A 21982-nucleotide genomic window follows, 5' to 3' on the forward strand; every position below is an offset into this window, starting at 1 on the left:
TGTGGGGCCCTGTTGCGGGGGGCTGCTACCAGTCGAAGGAGTCGGTGCGGTGCCAGCGGCCGACCATGCAGGCGTCGGCGACCAGCGACAGCGGACGGCCGTCCACATCGCTCGCCCCGTCCGTCACCAGCCGGTGGAAGTGGCGGTAGATGCGCTGATACTCGGTGTCGGGCTCGGCCAGCACCGGCACGCCGTCCGCGAACAGGCGGGTGCCGCCATGGGTGAGGTCGAGGCGGCCATCAGCGGTGTGGATGACGATCGACCAGGTCTGCTCGCCCTGCTGGAGGAAGTCGAAGTCGGCGGTGACGCGGCCGATGCGGGAACCGGGGGCGGCCCCCATCTCCAGCGTCGCGGCGATGGGTGTGTCGCGGTTGGCCGGCACATGCAGGTCGGCGGAACGGACGAAGACCGGGGCCGGCAGGATGTCGGTCAGGATCGACAGGGCGTTGATGCCGGGATCGAACACGCCGAAACCGCCCGCCGCGAAGATCCAGTCCTGGCCCGGATGCCAGCGCCGCACATCCTCCTTCCAGGTGATGGCGACGCTGCGGATGTCGGCATCCGCCAGCCTGCGCTTGGTTTCCTCCACCGCCGGGTTGAACTGCGAATGCCAGGCGGTGAACAGGGTGCGGCGCGCGGTCTCCGCCTCCGCCGCCAGATCGTGAAGCTCCGACAGGGTGGCGGCGGGCGGCTTCTCGATCAGAACATGGCAGCCGGCGCGCAGAGCCTCGACCGTCAGGCCGTGGCGGACGGCGGGCGGGGTGCAGAGCGCCACGGCGTCGAGGCCGGGCAGGGCCGCCAGCATGTCGGCCTGGGAGCGGAAGCTCGGCACGCCGTCAACAGTCGCACCGTCCGGGCTGACCACGGCGGCGAGTTTGAACAGGCCGGTGGCGGCGATGGCCGGGATATGCTGGTCGCGGGCGATCTTTCCCAGACCGACAAGTCCGAGGGTGGGGAGCGTCATGGCGATATGTCCGGTCGGGGAAGGTCGGCGGCGGTCACAGGACCACCGTCAGGCCTTGCCCTTGTTGTAGACGTCGAAGCAGACGGCGGCGAGCAGCACCAGACCCTTGATGACCTGCTGCCAGTCGATGCCGATGCCGACGATCGACATGCCGTTGTTCATCACGCCCATGATGAAGGCGCCGATCACCGCACCGGTCACCCGGCCGACGCCGCCCGAGGCCGACGCGCCGCCGATGAAGCAGGCGGCGATCACGTCCAGCTCGAAGGACACGCCGGCCTTCGGCGTGGCGGTGTTCAGGCGGGCGGCGAAGATCAGGCCGGCCAGTGCCGCCAGGACGCCCATGTTGACGAAGGTGTAGAAGGACAGGCGGCGGGTGTCGATGCCCGACAGCTTGGCCGCCTTCTCGTTGCCGCCCAGCGCGTAGATGCGCCGGCCGATGGTGGTGTCGCGGGTGACGAAGGCATAGATGCCGATCAGCAGCGCCATGATGATCAGGACGTTCGGCAGGCCCTTGTAGGTCGACAGCAGCCAGCCGACATAGGCGACCACCGCGAACAGCCCGGCGCTCTTCAGCAGGAACAGGACAAGCGGCTCCTGCTCGATGGCGAAGCGGTGGCGGCGCAGGCGGGCGGCGACGCTGAAGGCGATCAGGATCGCCGGGGTCGCCAGGCACAGCACCATCGTGGTGGTGTGGAAGCCCTCGGTGCCGAAGATGTCCGGGATGAAGCCGGAGCTGAGGCGCTGGAACTCCACCGGGAAGGGACCGACCGACTGTCCGGCCAGCAGGGCGAGGCTGAGGCCGCGGAAGACCAGCATGCCGGCCAGCGTCACGATGAAGGACGGGATGCGGAAATAGGCGACCCAATAGCCCTGGGCGGCGCCGATGGCGGCACCCGCCAACAGGCTGACGATGGCGGTGGGGATGAAGTGCCAGTGGAACTGCACCATCAGGATGGCGGCCAGCGCGCCGATGAAGCCGACGATGGAGCCCACCGACAGGTCGATGTGCCCGGCGACGATCACCAGCAGCATGCCCAGCGCCATGATGACGATGTAGCTGTTCTGCAGGACGAGGTTGGTCAGGTTCAGCGGCTGCAGCAGCGTGCCGTTGGTCATGTACTGGAAGAACGCCACGATCGCCAGCAGCGAGATCAGCATGCCGTAATCGCGCATGTGGCTCTTCAGGAACTTGGCCATCGAGGCCTGGCGCGGCGGCGCGGCCGGCAGGTTCAGTTCGGCGCTCATTGCAGGGACTCCCGGGCGGCAGCGGCGACGGCGGCGCGGGCTGCCGTGGCTTTCGAGGCGGACGACATGATGGCGTGCATGATCTTTTCCTGGCTGGCCTCGGCCGCCGGCATCTCGGCGACCAGGGCGCCCTCGTTCATCACATAGATGCGGTCGGCCACACCCAGAAGCTCCGGCAGTTCCGAGGAGATCAGGATGACGCCGCGGCCCTCGGCCACCAGCTGGTTGACGATGGTGTAGATTTCATATTTGGCGCCGACGTCGATGCCGCGGGTCGGCTCGTCCAGGATCAGCACCTGCGGGTCGGCGAACAGCCATTTGCTGAGCACGACCTTCTGCTGGTTGCCGCCGGACAGGTTGACCGTCTGCTGGAACACGTCCGAACAGCGGATGCGCAGGCGGCGGCGGAACTCGTTGGCGACCTCGATCTCGCGCTCGTGGTGGATGACGCCGCGCTTGGCGACGCCGTCCAGATTGGCCAGCGTCACGTTGTGGCGGATGTCGTTGTCGAGCACGAGGCCGTAATGCTTGCGGTCCTCGGTGGCATAGGCGAGGCCATTGCCCATCGCTTTGCTGATGGTGGACACGTCGATCTCGCGCCCGTCGAGGAAGGCCTGGCCGCGGATGTTGCGGCCGTAGGAGCGGCCGAACAGGCTCATGGCGAATTCGGTGCGGCCGGCGCCCATCAGGCCGGCGATGCCCACCACCTCGCCCCGGCGGACATGCAGGTCGATGTCCTTGACGACGCGGCGGCCGGGATGGATGGGGTGATCGGCGCTCCAGTCCTTCACCTCGAACAGGATCCTGCCCGGGTTGCTGGTGCGGCGCGGATAGCGGTCGGCGAGGTCGCGGCCGACCATGCCCTTGATGATGCGGTCCTGGCTGATCGGCGCGTCGTGGCAGTCCAGCGTCTCCACCGTGGTGCCGTCGCGCAGGATGGTGACGCGGTCGGCGACCTTGGCGATCTCGTTCAGCTTGTGCGAGATCAGGATGGAGGAGATGCCCTGCTCCTTGAAGCGCAGCAGCAAAGCCAGCAGCGCGTCGCTGTCGCTCTCGTTCAGGCTGGCGGTCGGCTCGTCCAGGATCAGCAGCTTGACCTGCTTGGACAGTGCCTTGGCGATCTCGACCAGCTGCTGCTTGCCGACGCCGATGTCGGTGATCAGCGTCTCCGGCGAATCGGTCAGCCCGACCATGCGCAGCAGTTCGCGCGCGCGGGCGGTGGCGGCGACCCAGTCGATCCGGCCGCGTTTCGCCTGCTCGTTGCCGAGAAACAGATTCTCGGTGATCGACAGCAGCGGGACCAGCGCCAGTTCCTGGTGGATGATGATGATGCCCAGCTTCTCGCTGTCGGCGATGCCGCGAAAGGCGACGGGCTGGCCGCCGAAGCGGATTTCGCCCTCGTAGGTGCCGTGCGGATAGACGCCGCTCAGCACCTTCATCAGCGTCGATTTTCCGGCGCCGTTTTCGCCGATCAGCGCGTGGATCTCCCCCTCGCGGACCGAGAGGTTGACGTTGTCCAGAGCCTTGACGCCCGGAAACGTCTTCGTGATGCCGCGCATCTCAAGAATGCTGTCCATGGATAAACCCCCGGGATGTCCCTCGACCGCCCGACCTTCCGCAAGGCGAGGCGCGGGAGGGGATGCCGGATGGCGCCCCGCTCCCGCGCCGTTCACTCACTTGATCTGCGATTCCTTGTAGTAGCCGCCGTCGACCAGGACCTGCTTCCAGTTCGAGGAGTCGACGCTGACCGGCTTCAGCAGGTAGGACGGGACGATTTTCTTGCCGTTGTCGTAGGTCTTGGTGTCGTTGACCTGCGGGGTGCGGCCGGCCAGCAGGTCGTCGACCATGCCGACCGTGACCTTCGCCAGCTCGCGGGTGTCCTTGAAGACGGTGGAGCGCTGCTCGCCCGCCAGGATCGACTTGACCGACTGCACCTCGGCGTCCTGGCCGGTGACGACCGGCATCGGCTGCGCCGCCGAACCGTAGCCGACGCCCTTCAGCGACGAGATGATGCCGATGCTGAGGCCGTCATAGGGCGACAGCACCGCGTCCACCCGCTTGTTGCCGTAATAGGCGCTCAGCAGGTTGTCCATGCGGGCCTGGGCGACGGCGCCGTCCCAGCGCAGGGTCGACACCTTGTCCATGCCGACCTGGCCGCTGCCGACCTTCAGCTTGCCGCTGTCGATGTAGGGCTGCAGCACCGACATCGCGCCGTTGTAGAAGAAGTAGGCGTTGTTGTCGTCGGGCGAGCCGCCGAACAGCTCGATGTTGAAGGGGCCCTTGCCGTCCTTCAGCCCGAGCGCCTTCTCGATGTAGGAGGCCTGGAGGACGCCGACCTGGAAGTTGTCGAAGGTGGCGTAGTAATCGACGTTGGCCGAGCCGCGGATCAGGCGGTCGTAGGCGATGACCTTCACGCCGCGCTCCGCCGCCTTTTGCAGCACGTCGGTCAGCGTCGTCCCGTCGATGGCGGCGATCACCAGAACCTTGTCGTTCTTGGTGACCATGTTCTCGATCTGGGCGAGCTGGTTGGGGATGTCGTCCTCTGCATATTGCAGGTCGGTCTTGTATCCCTTCTCCTGGAAATACTTGACCATGTTGTTGCCGTCGTCGATCCAGCGCGCCGAGGACTTGGTCGGCATGGCGATGCCGACGGTCGGCTTGTCCTGGGCCATGGCCGGGACGGCAGCGGCGCCGGCGACGACGATCAGGCCGACGGCGAGGCCGGCCAGTTTGGAGCTGAAGGAAGTGCGCTTGGCAGACGACATGGACCGGAATCCTCCCCGTTACTACGGCACGCGATACGCCGCCCCCGCGTTCTGTGGCGCGGATGGCGTTGGACGCGATGGTTGGTGTCCCTAGCAATCCTCCCTTTTCCCATAACTGTCAAATATGATTATTCGGCAAATCGATATGCATTTCGGTATCGATCGTCACCGTGCTGCGACAGTGGCGGCGGGGCTGGCGGCGACGAGGCGCATCTTGAGTTCCGAGGCCGCGCGGACGGCCGACAGCACGGTGCGGGCACCCGGCGACAAGGGCCGGTCCTTGAGCCAGAAGATGCCGTAGGGCTCGACGCTGAACCGCTTGTGGAAGGGCATGATCGCGCAGCAGCCGCTGGGCGAGAACACCTGGGCCAGCGCGCGGGCGAAGACGGTGATCGACTCGGTTTCCGCCACCATCGCCATCGAGATGACCGGAGACGCGCTCTCGATCACCTTGTGCGGCAGGCGGGCGCCCTCGGCGCGGAACAGCGCCTCTACCCGGTCGCGCAGCAGGGTGCCGACGGGCTGGAGGATCCAGGTGGCGTCGGACAGATCCGCCGCAGTCAGCGGACGGCCGAGCCGGAGCAGCGGGTTGGTGTCATGGCAGATGAAGCACAGCTCCTCGCTGCTGATCTCCTGATACTCGAAGGCGGTGGGATCGTAATGGCCGGGCAGGCGGCCGATGGCGAAATCCATCACCCCCTGGTGGACCCGGTCGGCCAGCACGTCGCTGGTCTCCACCGCCACGGCGATCTTCAGGTTGGGGTGGTCGCGGGTCAGGCTGCTGATGACCGGCACCACCAGCTCCACCGCCGGGGCCATCACCGTGCCGATCGACACCCGGCCGCTGTGGCCGGCGAGCAGGGCGTTCAGCTCCTCGCCCGTCTCCTGCAACTCGCTGAGGATCATCCGGGCGTGGCGGATCATCAGGCTGCCGTACCAGTTCGGCTCGATCCCGCGGCCATGGCGGTCGAACAGCTCGATGCCCAGCGTCTCCTCCAGGTCGCCCAGCAGCTTGGAGGCGGCGGGCTGCGACATGTTCAGGCTGGCGGCGGCGCGGTGCAGGTTGCGGTGTTCGTCGAGCGCCGCGAACAGCTGGAGATGGCGCAGCTTCAGCCGCGCCTTCTGGAACCAGTTCGGCGGAAAACGTTGGGGGGTCACGGGGGTGCGGCCTCCGATGGGGCGGCGGCGACTTGATAGCAGACGTCGGGATACGACATTTGGTATCGCAAGCGCCGATCTTCGTATTGGACGATTATCAAGAGGCCTCTTATCGTTTGCGCCGTCAACAAATTTAAAAATTCACCGGTGACGGCGATTTGCCGGGGGCGAACTCCGGAACGAGAAGAGCGAAGCGAGGGGGAGTTAAGCGGGATGGCGCAGGAAGCGCGTTGCGTCTGGCAGGCCCGGGCTGTGCTTGGGGAAGGTCCGCTCTGGTCCCCACGGCAGGATGCCGTCTATTTCGTCGATATCCGCGGATCCCGCATCCTGCGCCACGGCCTGTCCGATGGATCGCAGGCGGGGTGGGATCTCGATGACGCCGCCTGCTGGCTGGTGGAGAGCGCCGACGGCGACGGCCTCATCGCGGGCTTGCGCTCGCGCCGGGTGGTCCGGCTGCGGCTGGAGCCGGGCCAGGCGGTCGTCGGTGAGGAGATCGCGCGGATCGAGCCGGACAAGCCGGGCAACCGCCTGAACGACGGCAAGGCCGACCGCGACGGCCGGTTGTGGGTCGGCAGCATGGACGATGCGGAGGAGGCGCCCGCCGGCAGCTTCTACCGCATCGACGGGGATGGCGCCGTCACGCCGGTCGACGAGGGCTACACCGTCGCCAACGGGCCGGCGCTGGCGCCGGACGGGCGGACGATCTACCACACCGACAGCGCGGCGCGGACGGTCTACGCCTTCGACATCGGCGCCGACGGCAGCCTGTCGGGCAAGCGTGTCCACATCCGCTTCACCGAGGCCGACGGCTATCCCGACGGTATGACCTGCGACGCCGAGGGCGGGCTGTGGGTCTGCCATTGGGACGGCGGCCGCGTCAGCCGCTTCCGCCCCGACGGCACGCTCGACCGCGCCATCGCCCTGCCGGTCTCCCGCGTCACCTCCTGCGTCTTCGCCGGTCCGGATCTGGACCGGCTGTTCATCACCACCGCGGCGCACGGCCGGCCGGACGAGCCGCTGGCCGGGGCGCTGTTCGAGTGCGACCCCGGTGTCCGCGGCCTGCCGCCCGGACAGTTCGGGCCTCCGTCGCGCTGAATCCTGACTGCTGACTTCTGTCTGCCGATCCGATTTCGAGGAAGGACTTTACCGCCATGCTGTCCAGCGCCCGCCCCTATCGCGGCGTCTTCCCCGTCGTCCCCACCATCTTCACCGAAGCGGGAGAACTGGACCTCGACGGCCAGAAGCGCTGCGTCGATTTCATGATCGACGCCGGCTCCACCGGCCTGTGCATCCTCGCCAACTTCTCCGAACAGTTCGTGCTGACCGACGACGAGCGCACGCTGCTGATGGAGACGATCCTCGCCCATGTCGCCGGCCGGGTTCCGGTGATCGTCACCACCACCCATTTCAGCACCCGCGCCTGCGCCGACCGCAGCCGCCGCGCCCAGGATCTCGGGGCGGCGATGGTGATGGTGATGCCGCCCTACCATGGCGCCACCATCCGCGTGCCGGAAGCCGGCATCGTCGAGTTCTTCAGCCGCGTGTCGGATGCCATCGACATCCCGATCATGATCCAGGACGCCCCCGTCAGCGGCACCCCGCTGTCCGCCCCGCTGCTGGCGCGGATGGCGCGGGAGATCGCGCAGGTCTCCTACTTCAAGATCGAGGTGCCGCAGGCGGCGGCCAAGCTGCGCACCCTGATCGAGCTGGGCGGCGACGCCATCGAGGGGCCGTGGGACGGCGAGGAGGCGATCACGCTCCTGGCCGACCTCGACGCCGGGGCGACGGGGGCGATGACCGGCGGCGGCTATCCGGACGGCATCCGCCAGATCGTCGATCCCTATCTGGCGGGCGACCGCGAGGCGGCGGTGGCGGCCTATGGGCGCTGGCTGCCGCTGATCAACCATGAAAACCGCCAGTGCGGCATCGCCACCGCCAAGATCCTGATGAAGGAGGGCGGCATCATCGCGTCCGACGCGATGCGCCACCCGACGGCCAACCCGCACCCGATCAGCCGCGACGGGCTGCTGGACGCCGCGAAGCGTCTCGATCCGCTCGTGCTGCGCTGGGCGCGCTGAGCGGCGGCCGGGTTGCGGCGTTCGAGTTAAGGAGAGATCCGACATGACCATCACCGGCGAGATGCTGATCGGGGCCAAGGCCCATCGCGGCGGCCAGGGCGGGTTCCGCGCCGTCGACCCCGCCACCGGCGAGGCGCTGGACCCCGTCTTCAGCGGCGGCGGTGCGGCCGAGGTGGAGCGCGCCTGCGCGCTGGCCTGGGCCGCCTTCGATGCCTTCCGCGAGACCGGCCTGGAGCAGCGCGCCGCCTTCCTGGAAACCGCCGCCCAGAACATTCTCGACATCGGCGACGAGCTGATCGTCCGCGCCATGGCCGAGAGCGGCCTGCCGCGCGCCCGGCTGGAGGGCGAGCGCGGCCGCACAGTCGGCCAGCTCCGCCTGTTCGCCCAGGTGGTGCGCGAAGGAAGCTGGGTCGAGGCCCGCATCGACCCGGCCATACCCGCCCGCACGCCGCTGCCGCGCGCCGACATCCGCCAGCGCCACATCGCGCTGGGACCGGTCGCCGTGTTCGGCGCGTCGAACTTCCCGCTCGCCTTCTCGGTCGCCGGCGGCGATACCGCGTCGGCCTTCGCCGCCGGCTGCCCGGTGGTGGTCAAGGGCCACGGCGCCCATCCCGGCACCTCGGAGCTGGTCGGCCGCGCCATCCAGGCGGCGGTCGCCTCCTGCGGCCTGCCCGAGGGCGTCTTCTCCCTGCTGTTCGGCACCGGCAACGAGATCGGCACCGCGCTGGTCGCCGATCCGCGCATCAAGGCGGTCGGTTTCACCGGCTCGCGCGGTGGCGGGCTGGCGCTGATGGGGGTGGCGGCCAAACGGCCGGAACCGATCCCGGTCTATGCCGAGATGAGCAGCATCAACCCGGTCTTCCTGATGCCGGCGGCGCTGGCATCGCGGGCCGAGGCGCTGGGCAAGGCGTTCGTCGGGTCGCTGACCATGGGCGCCGGGCAGTTCTGCACCAACCCCGGCATCCTGCTGGCGGTGGACGGGCCGGACCTCGACCGCTTCGTCGCCGCGGCGGTGGAGGCTCTCGGCGGCAGCGCCGCCTCGACCATGCTGACGCCGGGCATCCATGCCGCCTTCGACAGCGGTGTCGCCAAGCTGGCCGGCAGCGGCGAGGTGGAGACGCTGGCGCGCGGTCTGGCCTGCAACGGGCCGAACCAGGCGCAGGCGGCCTTCTTCACCACGACGGCGGACGCCTTCCTGGCCGACACGGCGTTGCAGGAGGAAGTGTTCGGCGCCGCCTCGCTGCTGATCCGCTGCCCCGACGTGGCCGCGATGACGGCGGTGGCGGAAAGGCTGGAAGGGCAGCTGACGGCGACCTTGCAGATGGATGGGGCGGACAAGGCCGCGGTGGCGGGGTTGATCCCGACGCTGGAGCGCAAGGCCGGGCGCATCCTGGCGAATGGCTGGCCGACGGGGGTGGAGGTCTGCCACGCGATGGTGCATGGCGGCCCGTTCCCGGCGACCTCGGACCCGCGCAGCACCTCGGTCGGCACGCTGGCGATCCGCCGCTTCCTGCGTCCGGTCTGCTACCAGGACATCCCCGCCGACCTGCTGCCGGAGGCCCTGCGCGACGGCAACCCGCTCGGGTTGTGGCGCCGGGTCGACGGGACTTTGGGACAGGAGTGACCGCCGGCCCAAGAGGGCCAGGGCCGGGACCGACCGGCACCACCAACCCGCAACGGCTGCGTCGGAGGGAGCGCTGACGCAGAGTACACCGTCGGGCCCGGCCTCGGCCTGGGCCTGACGGTCGGGCAGGGCGTGCGTCTGACGCATCGCCGAAGCATCGCTCCCACCCAGTGCATCGAAGCAAAAACAAACCGCATTTAGAGGAAACGCAAATGGTGAGATCAGCTCTGCTGCTTGGCGCAGCCACCCTTTCGCTCGCCTGTGTCATGGCGACCGGCTCTGCCTCCGCCCAATCGAAGTTCGACATCATGCTGGGCGGCGACGCCTATTTCGAAGGCGGTTACGTCAACCAGGACCGCGACTCCGGCCAGCGCAACACCGAGTTCCGCAACCGCCTGCGCCTGCTGGTGACGCCGAAGGCCAAGGCCGACAACGGGCTGGAATACGGCGCCCGCATCCGCCTGCTGGCGGAGAACGGCACCAACAACGCCCGCACCGTCACCAACGACCGCGCCTTCATCTTCGTCAACGGCGGCTTCGGCGTCCTGCATCTGGGCGTCGAGAACGGTCCGTCCGACGACAGCGGCATCATCGCCCCGTCCGACTGGGGCACCGGCGGCGTCGACGGTTCCTTCCCGTCCTGGCTCGGCAACAGCGCGGCCAACGCGCCGGTCACCATCGGCAACATCCGCGCCCTGATCTCCGGCAACAGCGCCACCCGCGCCACCTACTGGACGCCGGAGATCGCCGGCTTCAAGCTCGGCGCCTCCTACCAGCCGGCGTCGGACAGCAGCAACACCGACGTCAACCGTTCCAAGCTGGCGCTCGCCTCGGCCAACCGCACCGGCGCCTATCGCGACGTCTACGAGGTCGGCGGCACCTACACCAACAGCTTCGGCGGCGTGGCGATCAACGGCAGCCTGTTCTATCTGGGCGGCGAGGCCAAGAACTCCACCACCACCCCGTCGGCCAGCTTCGACGATCTGTCCTCGACCCATGCCGGCCTGACGCTGGCCTATGCCGGCTTCAAGATCGGCGGCAGCTATGCCTGGTCGGGCGACAGCGGCTATGCCAAGGCCGGCACCGCCGGCATCGTCAGCCGCGAGAAGCAGGATGTCTGGACCGCCGGTGCGCAGTACACCTTCGGTCCCACGACGGTTGGCGTCGGCTACCTCAATGCCAAGGACGCCGGCGACCTGACGGTGCGCGGCCGCAGCAAGTTCGAGCTGATCACCGTCGGCGCCAAATATGTCGTCGCTCCCGGCTTCAGCCTCGCGCCGGAATACAACCACTTCAAGCTCACCTCCGACGTCGCCGCCAACAGCGACAAGGGCGACATCTTCATCATCCGGACCGATCTGGCCTTCTAACAGCCTGTCGTTCTGAAAAGAGGCCGACCGACGTCCTGGCCTTTTCGTCTCCTTCGGCTTCGCGCCGCCGCGGTGTTCTCTCCATCCCGCCGCGGTGGTTGCGTCCCGGCGCGCTCTCCCTCGGGTGCGTCGGCCCCGGTCCAGGCTGGAGCGGGGTCACCTCACGGCCGGGCGGCACTCCGCTGCCCGGCCGTTTTTTTGACCGGATTTCGGGCCGCATTTTCGGTGGGATCTTGGGTGGGATCTGCGGCCGAACATATCCTTTTCGGCATCGCATCGGTCGAGAATCGTATTGGACAGTTATGGTTCTGCGTACTTAAAGTAGGCATGACGAACAATTCCGGACCGGGCCGCGATCACGATCTTCCAGCGCCCCGTCCCATCGCCTGCCCCTCGTCCATCGCGCACCGCAATAAAACCTCGCCATAAACACTCAGGGAGTGAATCGGATGTCCAGGAAATGGGTGATCTCCGCCGCCACCGCTGCCGCGGCCCTGTTCATCGGGCTCGGCGCCGTCCAGGCCGCCGACAAGAAGCTGGTGGTCGGCTTCTCGCAGATCGGCTCTGAATCGGGCTGGCGCGCGGCCGAGACCAAGACCGCCAAGGCGGAGGCCGACAAGCGCGGCATCGACCTGAAGATCTCCGACGCCCAGCAGAAGCAGGAGAACCAGATCAAGGCCGTCCGTTCCTTCGTCGCCCAGGGCGTCGATGCGATCTTCATCGCGCCGGTGGTGGCGACCGGCTGGGATTCGGTGCTGAAGGAGGCCAAGGAGGCGAAGATCCCGGTGGTGCTGCTCGACCGCCAGATCGAGACCAAGGACCAGAGCCTCTACATGACAGCCGTCACCTCCGACACGGTGCATGAGGGCCGGGTGGCCGGCGAATGGCTGGCCAAGCAGACCGGCGGCAAGTGCGCCGTGGTCGAGTTGCAGGGCACCGTCGGCTCGTCGCCCGCCATCAACCGCAAGAAGGGCTTCGACGAGATCGTCGCCAAGAATCCGGGGATGAAGATCGTCCGCACCCAGTCCGGCGACTTCACCCGCGCCAAGGGCAAGGAGGTGATGGAAAGCTTCATCAAGGCCGAGAATGGCGGCAAGGGCATCTGCGCCGTCTACGCCCACAACGACGACATGGCCGTCGGCGCCATCCAGGCGATCAAGGAAGCCGGCCTGAAGCCGGGCAAGGACATCCTGGTCGTCTCCATCGACGGCGTGCCGGACATCTTCAAGGCGATGTCGGAAGGCGAGGCGAACGCCACGGTGGAGCTGACGCCGAACATGGCCGGCCCGGCCTATGACGCGCTGATCGCCTTCAAGAAGGACGGCAAGGCGCCGCCGAAGTGGATCCAGACCGAATCGGCCCTGTTCACTCCGGACACCGCCAAGGCCGAGTATGAGCGCCGCAAGGACGCCTACTGATGTGGGGAACTCTCCCTCTCCCCCCGCTCACGCGCAAACTTCGTTTGCGCTGACGCGACAGGCGGATCGAAGATCCGCCGAAAGCGGGGAGAGGGTCGGGGTGAGGGGGATGCACAAGAGTGGATTCTCGAGAATCCTCGCCGCGCGTCCCCCTCACCCTAACCCTCTCCCCGGGGGGGAGAGGGGATAGTCCCCGCACATTTCGTTGCGCATCCGGCGAGGTCCGCCATGACGGCATCCACCGCTCCTCCTTCCGCTCCACTGCTGGCGATCCGCGGGCTGTCGAAGGCGTTCCTCGGCGTCCAGGCGCTCGACGGCGTCGATTTCACCCTCCGCCACGGCGAGATCCATGCCCTGCTGGGCGAGAACGGAGCCGGCAAATCGACCCTGATCAAGACGCTGACCGGCGTCTACCAGCGCGACGGCGGCACCGTGGCGCTGGAGGGGCGGGAGATCGCCCCGCGCGGGGTGGAGGAGGCGCAGCGCCTGCACATCGGCACCGTCTATCAGGAGGTCAACCTGCTGCCGAACCTGTCGGTGGCGGAAAACCTGTTCCTGGGCCGCCAGCCGATGCGCTGGGGGCTGGTCGACCGTGGCGCCATGCGGCGGCGGGCGCGGGCGGTGCTGCAACCCTACGGCCTGTCCATCGACGTGACGGCGCCGCTCGGACGCTTCTCGGTCGCCACCCAGCAGATCATCGCCATCGCCCGCGCGGTCGACATGTCGGCCAAGGTGCTGATCCTCGACGAGCCGACCGCCAGCCTCGACGCTCAGGAGGTGGCGGTGCTGTTCAAGGTGATGCGCACCCTGCGGTCGCGCGGGATCGGCATCGTCTTCGTCACCCATTTCCTCGATCAGGTCTATGAGGTCTGCGACAGCATCACCGTGCTGCGCAACGGCCGGCTGGTCGGCGAGCGGCGCACGGCCGACCTGCCGCGTCTCGACCTCGTCGCCATGATGCTGGGGCGGGAGCTGGAGGCGGCGGCGCACCGCATCGACCTCGGCCCGGCGGAGCTGGACAGCCGTCCGCCGCTGGCCAGCTTCAAGGGATTCGGCAAGGCGCGCAGCGTCGAGCCCTTCGACCTCGACATCCGCCCCGGCGAGGTGGTGGCGCTGGCGGGACTGCTGGGCTCCGGCCGCACGGAGACGGTCCGGCTGGTCTTCGGCATGGACCGCGCCGACCGGGGCGAGGCGACGGTGGACGGGCAGGCGGTGCGGCTCAGGGGCCCGCGCGAGGCTGTGCGGCTCGGCTTCGGCTTCTGCCCGGAGGACCGCAAGAAGGAGGGCATCGTCGGCGAGCTGTCGGTGCGCGAGAACATCATCCTGGCGCTCCAGGCGCGGCAGGGCTGGCTGAAGCCGATCCCGCGCCGCCGCCAGGAGGAGATCGCCGACCGCTTCATCCGCCTGCTCGACATCCGCACGCCGGACGCCGAGCGGCCGATCCAGCTGCTGTCGGGCGGCAACCAGCAGAAGGCGCTGCTGGCGCGCTGGCTGGCGACCGAGCCGCGGCTGCTGATCCTCGACGAGCCGACGCGCGGCATCGATGTCGGGGCGCATGCCGAGATCATCCGCCTGATCGAGCGGCTGTGCGCCGATGGCATGGCGCTGCTGGTGGTGTCGTCGGAGCTGGAGGAGATCGTCGCCTACAGCCGCCGCGTCGTCGTGCTGCGCGACCGCCGCCATGTGGCGGAACTGAGGGGAGGGGAGGTCAGCGTGGAGCGCATCGTCGCCGCCATCGCGTCGGAGACGCCGAATATCGAGGTGCGGCAATGACGCTGTCCGCGCCCGGCCCGGCGCGCAACCTGCCGCAATACGGCGCGCTGATCGCCGTCCTGCTGGCCAACTGGCTGCTGTTTCCTGATTTCTTCGCCATCCGTCTCCAGGACGGCCGGCTGTTCGGCAGCCTGATCGACGTGCTGAACCGCGGCGCCCCGGTGGCGCTGCTCGCCGTCGGCATGACCATGGTCATCGCCACCCGCGGCGTCGACCTGTCGGTCGGCGCCGTCATGGCGATTTCCGGCGCCATCGCCGCCACCATGACCGGGGCGGGCTGGAGCCTGCCGGCGGTGCTGGCGGCGTCGCTGGCGGCCGGCCTGCTGTGCGGGCTGTGGAACGGCCTGCTGGTGGCGGTTCTGCGCATCCAGCCGATCATCGCCACCCTGATCCTGATGGTCGCCGGCCGCGGCATCGCCCAGCTGGTGACGGAGGGGCAGATCGTCACCTTCACCAGCCCGGCGCTCGCCTTCATCGGCAGCGGATCCTTCCTGACCGTGCCGATGCCGGTGGTGCTGACCATCGTCGTGCTGGCGGTGACGGCGCTGCTGGTGCGGGCGACGGCGCTGGGGCTGATGATCGAGGCGGTCGGCATCAACCGGTTGTCCAGCGCCGGGGCCGGCGTCAACACGCCGGTGGTGCTGGTCGCCGTCTATGTCTGGTGCGGGCTGTGCGCGGCGGTGGCCGGGCTGATCGTCACCGCCGACATCCGCGGCGCCGACGCCAACAATGCCGGGCTGTGGCTGGAGCTGGACGCCATCCTGGCGGTGGTGGTCGGCGGCACCTCGCTGCTCGGCGGGCGGTTCGGGCTGGTGCTGTCGGTGGTTGGCGCGCTGATCATCCAGTCGATGAACACCGGCATCCTGCTGAGCGGCTTCAAGCCGGAATTCAACCTGATCGTCAAGGCGGGCGTCCTGCTGGTCGTCCTGCTGCTGCAATCGCCGACGCTGACCCTGTTCCTGCCGCGGCCCAAGGGCGCCCGGCCGATCGGGACGGTCAAGCCGCCGGTGGCGCCGACCAGCGGAGGGGCGAAACCATGACCGGTGCACTCCAGCGCTTTCTGCCGCTGATCGTCACCACCGCCGTGCTGGTGGTGGGATTCCTGATCTGCGCGGCGCAGTTCCCCAACTTCGCCTCCTGGCGGGTGGTGGCCAACCTTTTGACCGACAATGCCTTTCTCGGCATCACCGCGGTCGGCATGACCTTCGTCATCCTGTCCGGCGGGATCGACCTGTCGGTGGGCGCGGTGATCGGCTTCACCACCGTGCTGCTGGCCGTGCTGATCGAGCATGGCGGCTGGCACCCGGTTCCGGCCTTCGCCGTGGCGCTGATCGCCGCCGGCGGCTTCGGCGCGGCGATGGGCGGGGTGATCCATGTCTTCCAGATGCCGCCCTTCATCGTCACGCTGGCCGGCATGTTCATCGCCCGCGGGCTGGGCTTCGTCCTGACCACCGATTCCGTGCCGATCAACCACCCGCTCTATGGCGAGCTGAACGACATGGCGCTGCGCTTCGATTTCGGGCTGAAGCTGAGCCTGCCGGCGCTGCTGATGCTGGGGGTGGTGGTCGCGGCGGTGGTGCTGGCGCACTGGACGCGCTTCGGCGCCAACCTCTATGCGCTGGGCGGCAACCGGCAGTCGGCGGAGCTGATGGGCGTGCCGGTCGGGCGGACGACGGTGGCGGTCTATGGGCTGTCCGGGCTGCTGGCCGGGCTGGCGGGGATCGTCTTCTCGCTCTACACCGGCGCCGGCTATTCGCTGGCGGCGACCGGGGTGGAGCTGGACACCATCACCGCGGTGGTGATCGGCGGCACCCAGCTGACCGGCGGCTACGGCTATGTCGTCGGCACCTTCGTCGGTGTGCTGATCCAGGGGCTGATCCAGACCTACATCACCTTCGACGGCACCTTGAGCAGCTGGTGGACCAAGATCGCCATCGGCGTGCTGCTGTTCGTCTTCATCCTGTTGCAGAAAGGCCTGCTGGTGGTCTGGGCCGGCCGCGGCGGCGAACCGGCGGAGGCATGATGCCCATCGAGAGTTTCCTGTTCGACACCGTCGAGGGCCTGGACGAGGGTCGGCCGGTGGAGGGCTTCACCCTCTCCGCCGGCGGGTTGGAGGCGACGGTTGTCGCCCATGGCGCCCGGCTGGTGCGGATGCTGGTGCCGGGCCATGACGGGAATGCCGCCGACGTGGTTCTGGGCTTCGACCGTGTGGCGGAGTATCTGGCGAGCGATGCCTATTTCGGCGCCACCTGCGGCCGCTACGGCAACCGCATCGGCGGGGCGGCTTTCACGCTGGATGGGGTGCGCTACGGGCTGGCCGTCAACGAGCCGCCGAACCAGCTGCATGGCGGGCCGGACGGGTTCGACCGGCGGATCTGGAATGCGGAGGCCGATGCGGCGGAGAACGCCGTCACCTTCACGCTTGTCTCGCCGGATGGCGACCAGGGCTATCCGGGGACGCTGACGGCGACGACGCGCTACCGGCTGACCGACGACGGGGTGCTGGACATCGCCATGACGGCGACGACCGACCGGGCGACCATCGTCAACATCGTCCATCACAGCTACTGGAACCTTGCGGGCCACGCGTCGGGCGACCTGCGCGATCATCGGCTGACGGTGCAGGGCGGCTTCACCACGCCGGTTGGCGACGACCTGATCCCGACCGGGGAGATGCGGCCGGTGGACGGCTCGCCGTTCGACCTGCGAAACGGGGTGGTGTTGGGCGAGGCGCTGGAGGCGGTCGGCGGCTTCGGCTTCGACCACAACTGGTGCCTGGAGGGGCCGGCGGGGGAGCTGCGGCCGGTGGCGGTGCTGGAGCATCCCGGCAGCGGCCGGCGGATGGAGCTGGCGACCGACCAGCCGGGCTTGCAGGTCTACAGCGGCGGTTATCTCAACGAGACGGTGGTGGGGAAGGGCGGGCAACCCTACTGCCGCTTCGCCGGTCTGGCGCTGGAAAGCCAGCGCTTCCCCGGCAGTCCGAACATCGGCCATTTCCCCTCGGCCCGGCTCGACCCCGGCGAGACCTACCGCCACCGGATGCAGCTGCGATTCCGGGCGGGCTGAGCGCAGGGCGGGAACCGTCCGGCGGCTTGCGGGGTTCATCCATGGCACGGCAGCGGCTCCGCTGTCGCCCCTGCGATGATGCCCACGACGCCGGAAGGAATGGTCGATATGGCCGCGATGCCTGACGCCGCCCGCCCAAGCCCCAATTGCCAGTCCAGCCATAACGCCGCCGATCCGATCCTGGTGCCCGGCCGGACCTGCTGGCGGATGGAAAAGGCGGACCGCGTGGCGGTCATCATCGACGCCGCCGCCTATTTCGCCCGGATCAAGGCGGCCATCCTGAATGCCCGCCACACGGTGATGCTGATCGGCTGGGATTTCGACACCCGGATCAAGCTGGAACCCGACGATCCGATGCCGGGCGTGCCGAACGAGCTGGGTGATTTCCTGTCCTGGATCGTCCGGGTGCGGCCGGAACTGACCATCAATGTGCTGAAATGGGATCTGGCGATCCTGAAGATGCCGTTCCGCGGCGGGACGCCGCTGGTGCTGCTCGACTGGATCAGCAGCCGGCGCCTGCGCTTCCGACTGGACTCCGCCCATCCGCCCGGCGCCTGCCACCACCAGAAGATCGCCATCATCGACGATGCGCTGGCCTTCTGCGGCGGCATCGACATGACCACCGACCGCTGGGACACGCCCGACCACCGCGACGGCGATCCCCGGCGGGTGCGGCCGAACGGCGAGGCCTACGGCCCCTTCCATGACGTGACGACCGCCGTCGACGGCGCCGCGGCGCGGGCGCTGGGGGAGTTGGCGAGGGAGCGCTGGCACCGGGCGACCGGCGAGATGCTGATCCCGCCGCCGCCGGTCCCGGCCTTCTGGCCCGACGATCTGGAGCCCGACTTCCGCGACCTTCCGGTCGCCATCGCCCGCACCGATCCTATGGCGGATCACGAAGGAACGCAGAAGACCGGCAAGCGCGGCGTGCGCGAGATCGAGGCGCTGTATCTGGCCGCCATCGCCGCCGCGCGCGATTTCATCTATCTGGAAAGCCAGTATTTCGCCTCGCAGAAGATCGTCGGCGCCATCATCGACCGGCTGTCGGAGCCCGACGGGCCCGAGGTGGTGGTGATCAATCCCGAACGCACGCCGGCCTGGGTGGAGGAGGAGTCGATGGGCAGCGCCCGCTCGCTGCTGCTCCAGCGCCTGCACGAGACCGTCGCCAATCCCCGCTTCCGCATCCTGGCGCCGGTGACCGAGGGCGGCGAGGGCATCTATGTCCATGCCAAGGTGCTGGTGGTCGACGACCGGCTGCTGCGGGTGGGGTCGTCCAACATCAACAACCGGTCCCAGGGACTGGACACCGAATGCGACCTCGCCATCGAGTGCGCGCCGGGCGAACGGCCGGAGGTCTGCCGCTCCATCCGCTCCGTCCGCACCCGCCTGATGGCGGAGCATCTCGGCGTCTCCGTCGAGGAGGTCGAGCGCACCGAGGAGGCGACCGGGTCGCTGACCGCCACGGTCGACCGGCTGATCCGCCCGGCCGGCCGCTCGCTCCGCCCGCTGGAGCCGCAGCCGCTGACCGAGACCGAGCGCCGGCTGGTGGAGGAGCGGCTGCTTGACCCCGACCGTCCGGAGCCGATGGCGGCCACCATCCTGCGCGGCGCGACGGTGTTCGGCGACGTGAACCGGACGGCATGGCGCATCGGCGCCGGGGTGGCCGCGGCGGCGGTGGTGGGGGTCGGACTGGCCCTTCTGGCCCGCCGGAACGGGCTTGGGAAAAAAATGCAGGGAGAGTGAATTCTCTGCTTGCGGGCCGCGATCCATCCCGCTACATAAGCGCTCCCCGCGGCGCCCAACGCGGTGCGGGGAAAAGCGCTTGTGGCGGAATTGGTAGACGCGCTAGGTTCAGGTCCTAGTGGCTGAAAGGCCGTGGGGGTTCGAGTCCCTCCAAGCGCACCAACACTCCAAGTGTTGGTGTAGAGGTGCAGAAGTATAGTGGGGCCATAGCTCAGCTGGGAGAGCGCTACAATGGCATTGTAGAGGTCATCGGTTCGATCCCGATTGGCTCCACCACTTCTGAAGAGTTTGGGTAGGTTTAAGTCTTGTCTGTCGGGGTGAAGCCTTGTATAAGGCGCCGCTCCTCAGCGCGGGTGTAGCTCAGTTGGTTAGAGCGCCGGCCTGTCACGCCGGAGGCCGCGGGTTCAAGTCCCGTCACTCGCGCCACTTTGCGGGCGTAGCTCAGGGGTAGAGCACAACCTTGCCAAGGTTGGGGTCGAGGGTTCGAATCCCTTCGCCCGCTCCATGACTGGAGCGACAGTTTTGGGTTCGCGTGGTCTCGTAGCTCAGCGGGAGAGCACTACGTTGACATCGTAGGGGTCACTGGTTCAATCCCAGTCGGGACCACCATTCTGAAGGCCAGTAACTCATTGAAGTTGCTGGCCTTCGCCAGTTTTGGGCTACCGTTTTCCATTGACGCGATCGCGCGGCTGACGCGACGACTGACGCGAAACGACCTCTTCGGGGCTGGTGACGACGCCCGCCACGGACGCCCTACCGTGCTTCGGAACGAGCCGCTTGTATGAGGTCTGGAGGCTGCTCACCTCGGCGCACCATGCATCCAGAACCTTGGCTGCCTTGCGGCAGAAGTCCGGGGCGTGTGGGCTGTAGATAAGGGTCGTGTCGTTCTCGCTGACCACGATGTGCGACAGGTAGATGCTGATCTGGTCGCCCGGCACGCCGGACCGGCGCATATGGCGGGGTAGCGTGTGGCGGAAGCTGTACGGCGTGACGTCTTCTCCCTCGGGAGCACAAATCATCGCTCGACGCCGCGCCTCGGCCCGGCGCTCCTCACCAGCAGGGAACGACTCGATGGGCGGGAGCGCCGCCAGCTGCTCAGCCCGGGGCGGAAAGGCGCGGGCGCGCATCAGCTTCCATGCTGTGTAGATGGACGCGATGGGCTTTGGCGCACCCTTCACGGTCTTCCCGTCCTCAGCTTTCATCTTACGAGCCGCATCGACAATCGGACCAGCCGCGGGCCATTGTGCCAACCACGCGTCGAAGGTTTTGCAGATGGGGACGATCCCCCGGCGCTTCTTCGTCTGCTTACGACCAGGCGGCAGCAGGTTGCAGTACCCGGCGGCGCGCCGGCACATCGTGGCGTCGAGATCAAGCACTGCTTTTGGACGGGACAGAGTGCACGTCAGCGTTACCAGGAAGCGCCACAGGTGCTCTGGACCCGCCGCAGCGGCGTCGAACAGGCGCGCGGCCTCCTCTGTGCTGATGGGGCGCCCCTTAGGCTCCTTGTTGCGCTTGTCGTCGGCCGTCTCAACATCGCTAACGAACGGAGCCTTGCCGATGAGGTTCTCCTTGTCGGCCAGCCTCAGCGCGGCGCGGCCGGACGCCAGCACCTTAGAGATGTAGCCATCGGACAGCGGCTTCGGGACGTGGTTCTTGACCTTGTAGCCAGGGCGCGTCTTCTGCTGGCGCAACCAATCGATGAAGTTGTCGATTCGCGTTGACGTGACGTCGGCCACTAGTGCGTCTTTCCAGAACGCCGTCCAGAACCGCAGCTCTGCCTTGGCCTGCGTTTCACTCGGGCCGCCCTTGCGCACCTTCAAGAAGTAGTGGCGGAGGACGTACGCCAGCGAGACCTCCGCCTGAGGCGGCGGCGGCGCCTCGTGCTCCTCGGCGAGGAACTTGAGAAGCTTCGCCTTGGCTACCCCCAGATCTCCTGTGCCAAGCGTAAATCGGTCAACGCGTCCGGTGGCGGGGTTGTAAGTACAACGCTGGAGGTTGGCGGTGCCTTTGCGACGACCGATCCACCAGCCGCCCGCTTCGTAAAGCTTGTCTTCTTCCGGTGCGCGACGCGGCATGGTTGCTCGCCCCTTTCAATGTATTCCAGCAGGTGCTTTTCCAGGTACACCGCCCTGCCACCGCTCCAAGTGTGCCCGATTTTGCCGTCTCGGCGTTCTCGGGCAAGCCGGTCGGGCGTCATGCGGAGGTAGGTCGCCGCCTCTTTTTCCGAGAATATCCTCGGCAAGCTGACAACGTTGTCCGACATGCTCATCCTCCGCCTAAGCGGCTCTCCGGTACGAGAGGCTCAGCCGCGGTGGTGGGATGGAGTGCAGTAACTCGATCCGTGGTGAGTAGCGCTTCGTCCTTGTCACTTGCCTCCGGGCTGAGGATCCGCAGGGTTTCTTGCACGTTTCCCCCGTCGACGGTGCCGTCAGCGCACTCCGGGGCGACCATCTCTTCGGCGCCGTGGATAGACGCGGCGATCTCGTCGCGTACATCGCGTGCAGAAGAGTGCGCGCTGCACAAGATGATGGCGTAAAAGATGATCCGAATCTTGGAGTAGAAGCTGATCTGGTTGGGCATAAACGTGGTGGAGCACGTGAACATCAGGACCTCTCGTCATCACCCATCGTTGGGCGCCGGCGAATATTGCCTCTCATGCGTTCTGGTCTAGGGGCTGAACGCTCTTTTTTTACACTCTTTGAAGTCTTGGACTCTGTGGCCCCGAAACATCAACCTTACCCGTGCTACCTGCGTTGTCCGGACCATCGTCGGTCT

17 protein-coding genes, 5 tRNA genes and 1 pseudogene are annotated in these 21982 nt (G+C 67.8%); 15 read left to right on the top strand and 8 right to left on the bottom strand.

Going from position 1 to position 21982, the window contains the following annotated elements; translation table 11 throughout:
- Positions 1–25 precede the first annotated feature (25 nt).
- From ABNQ40_RS31025 to ABNQ40_RS31045, 5 genes are all read right to left on the bottom strand, one after another.
- Entirely contained in the window at positions 26–964 is a 939-nt protein-coding gene (locus tag ABNQ40_RS31025) for a Gfo/Idh/MocA family protein (protein ID WP_109048184.1), read from the bottom strand.
- A 48-nt stretch (positions 965–1012) separates the two neighbouring features.
- Positions 1013–2212, bottom strand: a complete 1200-nt coding sequence (gene mmsB / locus ABNQ40_RS31030; protein WP_109048183.1) for a multiple monosaccharide ABC transporter permease — start codon at positions 2210–2212, stop codon at positions 1013–1015.
- Positions 2209–3789, bottom strand: a complete 1581-nt coding sequence (mmsA, locus tag ABNQ40_RS31035; RefSeq protein WP_109048182.1) for a multiple monosaccharide ABC transporter ATP-binding protein — start codon at positions 3787–3789, stop codon at positions 2209–2211. Before mmsA ends, mmsB begins: the two co-directional genes overlap by 4 nt.
- Before the next feature lie 96 nt (positions 3790–3885).
- Positions 3886–4977 (bottom strand): multiple monosaccharide ABC transporter substrate-binding protein, encoded by a 1092-nt coding sequence (gene chvE / locus ABNQ40_RS31040; protein WP_109048181.1) that lies wholly within the window; start codon positions 4975–4977, stop codon positions 3886–3888.
- Positions 4978–5142: 165 nt separating this feature from the next.
- Positions 5143–6135: a LysR family transcriptional regulator gene (locus ABNQ40_RS31045; RefSeq protein WP_109048180.1), complete on the bottom strand. Its 993-nt coding sequence runs from the start codon at positions 6133–6135 to the stop codon at positions 5143–5145.
- Between the two features lie 213 nt (positions 6136–6348).
- On the opposite strand from ABNQ40_RS31045, the gene ABNQ40_RS31050 reads away from it, so the two are divergent.
- From ABNQ40_RS31050 to ABNQ40_RS31120, 15 genes are all read left to right on the top strand, one after another.
- The gene (locus ABNQ40_RS31050; protein ID WP_391349241.1) at positions 6349–7230 is read left to right on the top strand and encodes an SMP-30/gluconolactonase/LRE family protein; all 882 of its coding nucleotides are present in this window, start codon (positions 6349–6351) and stop codon (positions 7228–7230) included.
- 56 nt (positions 7231–7286) lie between these two features.
- Positions 7287–8213, top strand: coding sequence for a dihydrodipicolinate synthase family protein (locus ABNQ40_RS31055; RefSeq protein WP_391349242.1), 927 nt, complete (start codon positions 7287–7289; stop codon positions 8211–8213).
- Between the two features lie 43 nt (positions 8214–8256).
- Positions 8257–9837: an aldehyde dehydrogenase (NADP(+)) gene (locus ABNQ40_RS31060; protein ID WP_391349244.1), complete on the top strand. Its 1581-nt coding sequence runs from the start codon at positions 8257–8259 to the stop codon at positions 9835–9837.
- 212 nt (positions 9838–10049) lie between these two features.
- Complete coding sequence (locus ABNQ40_RS31065; protein ID WP_391349245.1) at positions 10050–11207, top strand: porin; 1158 nt, start codon at positions 10050–10052, stop codon at positions 11205–11207.
- 449 nt (positions 11208–11656) lie between these two features.
- Positions 11657–12625, top strand: a complete 969-nt coding sequence (gene ytfQ / locus ABNQ40_RS31070; RefSeq protein WP_098735378.1) for a galactofuranose ABC transporter, galactofuranose-binding protein YtfQ — start codon at positions 11657–11659, stop codon at positions 12623–12625.
- A 228-nt stretch (positions 12626–12853) separates the two neighbouring features.
- The gene (gene ytfR, locus ABNQ40_RS31075) at positions 12854–14398 is read left to right on the top strand and encodes a galactofuranose ABC transporter, ATP-binding protein YtfR (protein WP_109050151.1); all 1545 of its coding nucleotides are present in this window, start codon (positions 12854–12856) and stop codon (positions 14396–14398) included.
- A complete protein-coding gene (locus ABNQ40_RS31080; protein ID WP_109050152.1) occupies positions 14395–15438 on the top strand; it encodes an ABC transporter permease in 1044 nt (347 codons plus the stop codon). Before ytfR ends, ABNQ40_RS31080 begins: the two co-directional genes overlap by 4 nt.
- Entirely contained in the window at positions 15435–16421 is a 987-nt protein-coding gene (yjfF, locus tag ABNQ40_RS31085) for a galactofuranose ABC transporter, permease protein YjfF (protein WP_109050153.1), read from the top strand. The genes ABNQ40_RS31080 and yjfF overlap by 4 nt, the downstream gene beginning before the upstream one ends.
- The gene (locus tag ABNQ40_RS31090; RefSeq protein ID WP_109050154.1) at positions 16418–17464 is read left to right on the top strand and encodes an aldose epimerase family protein; all 1047 of its coding nucleotides are present in this window, start codon (positions 16418–16420) and stop codon (positions 17462–17464) included. Before yjfF ends, ABNQ40_RS31090 begins: the two co-directional genes overlap by 4 nt.
- Positions 17465–17581: 117 nt before the next feature.
- On the top strand, positions 17582–19207 hold the full coding sequence (locus ABNQ40_RS31095) for a phospholipase D-like domain-containing protein (protein ID WP_391349283.1): 1626 nt from the start codon (positions 17582–17584) through the stop codon (positions 19205–19207).
- 75 nt (positions 19208–19282) lie between these two features.
- Positions 19283–19369 (top strand) — tRNA-Leu (locus ABNQ40_RS31100).
- A 38-nt stretch (positions 19370–19407) separates the two neighbouring features.
- Positions 19408–19483, top strand: a tRNA-Ala gene (locus ABNQ40_RS31105).
- Between the two features lie 73 nt (positions 19484–19556).
- Positions 19557–19633: transfer RNA gene (locus ABNQ40_RS31110), tRNA-Asp, on the top strand.
- A gap of 4 nt (positions 19634–19637) precedes the next feature.
- Positions 19638–19712, top strand: a tRNA-Gly gene (locus tag ABNQ40_RS31115).
- Positions 19713–19741: 29 nt separating this feature from the next.
- Positions 19742–19816: transfer RNA gene (locus ABNQ40_RS31120), tRNA-Val, on the top strand.
- A 50-nt stretch (positions 19817–19866) separates the two neighbouring features.
- On the opposite strand, the gene ABNQ40_RS31125 is transcribed toward ABNQ40_RS31120, so the two are convergent.
- The 3 genes and pseudogenes from ABNQ40_RS31125 to ABNQ40_RS31135 form a co-directional block, all read right to left on the bottom strand.
- The gene (locus tag ABNQ40_RS31125; protein ID WP_109050404.1) at positions 19867–21282 is read right to left on the bottom strand and encodes a site-specific integrase; all 1416 of its coding nucleotides are present in this window, start codon (positions 21280–21282) and stop codon (positions 19867–19869) included.
- Positions 21283–21353: 71 nt separating this feature from the next.
- A pseudogene (locus ABNQ40_RS31130) lies at positions 21354–21476 on the bottom strand (hypothetical protein); the annotation flags it as partial.
- Positions 21473–21811: a hypothetical protein gene (locus tag ABNQ40_RS31135; RefSeq protein ID WP_109050403.1), complete on the bottom strand. Its 339-nt coding sequence runs from the start codon at positions 21809–21811 to the stop codon at positions 21473–21475. The pseudogene ABNQ40_RS31130 and the gene ABNQ40_RS31135, both read right to left, overlap by 4 nt.
- Between the last annotated feature and the right edge of the window lie 171 nt (positions 21812–21982).

Source organism: Azospirillum sp. A23, from assembly GCF_042938965.1.
GTDB lineage: Bacteria > Pseudomonadota > Alphaproteobacteria > Azospirillales > Azospirillaceae > Azospirillum > Azospirillum melinis.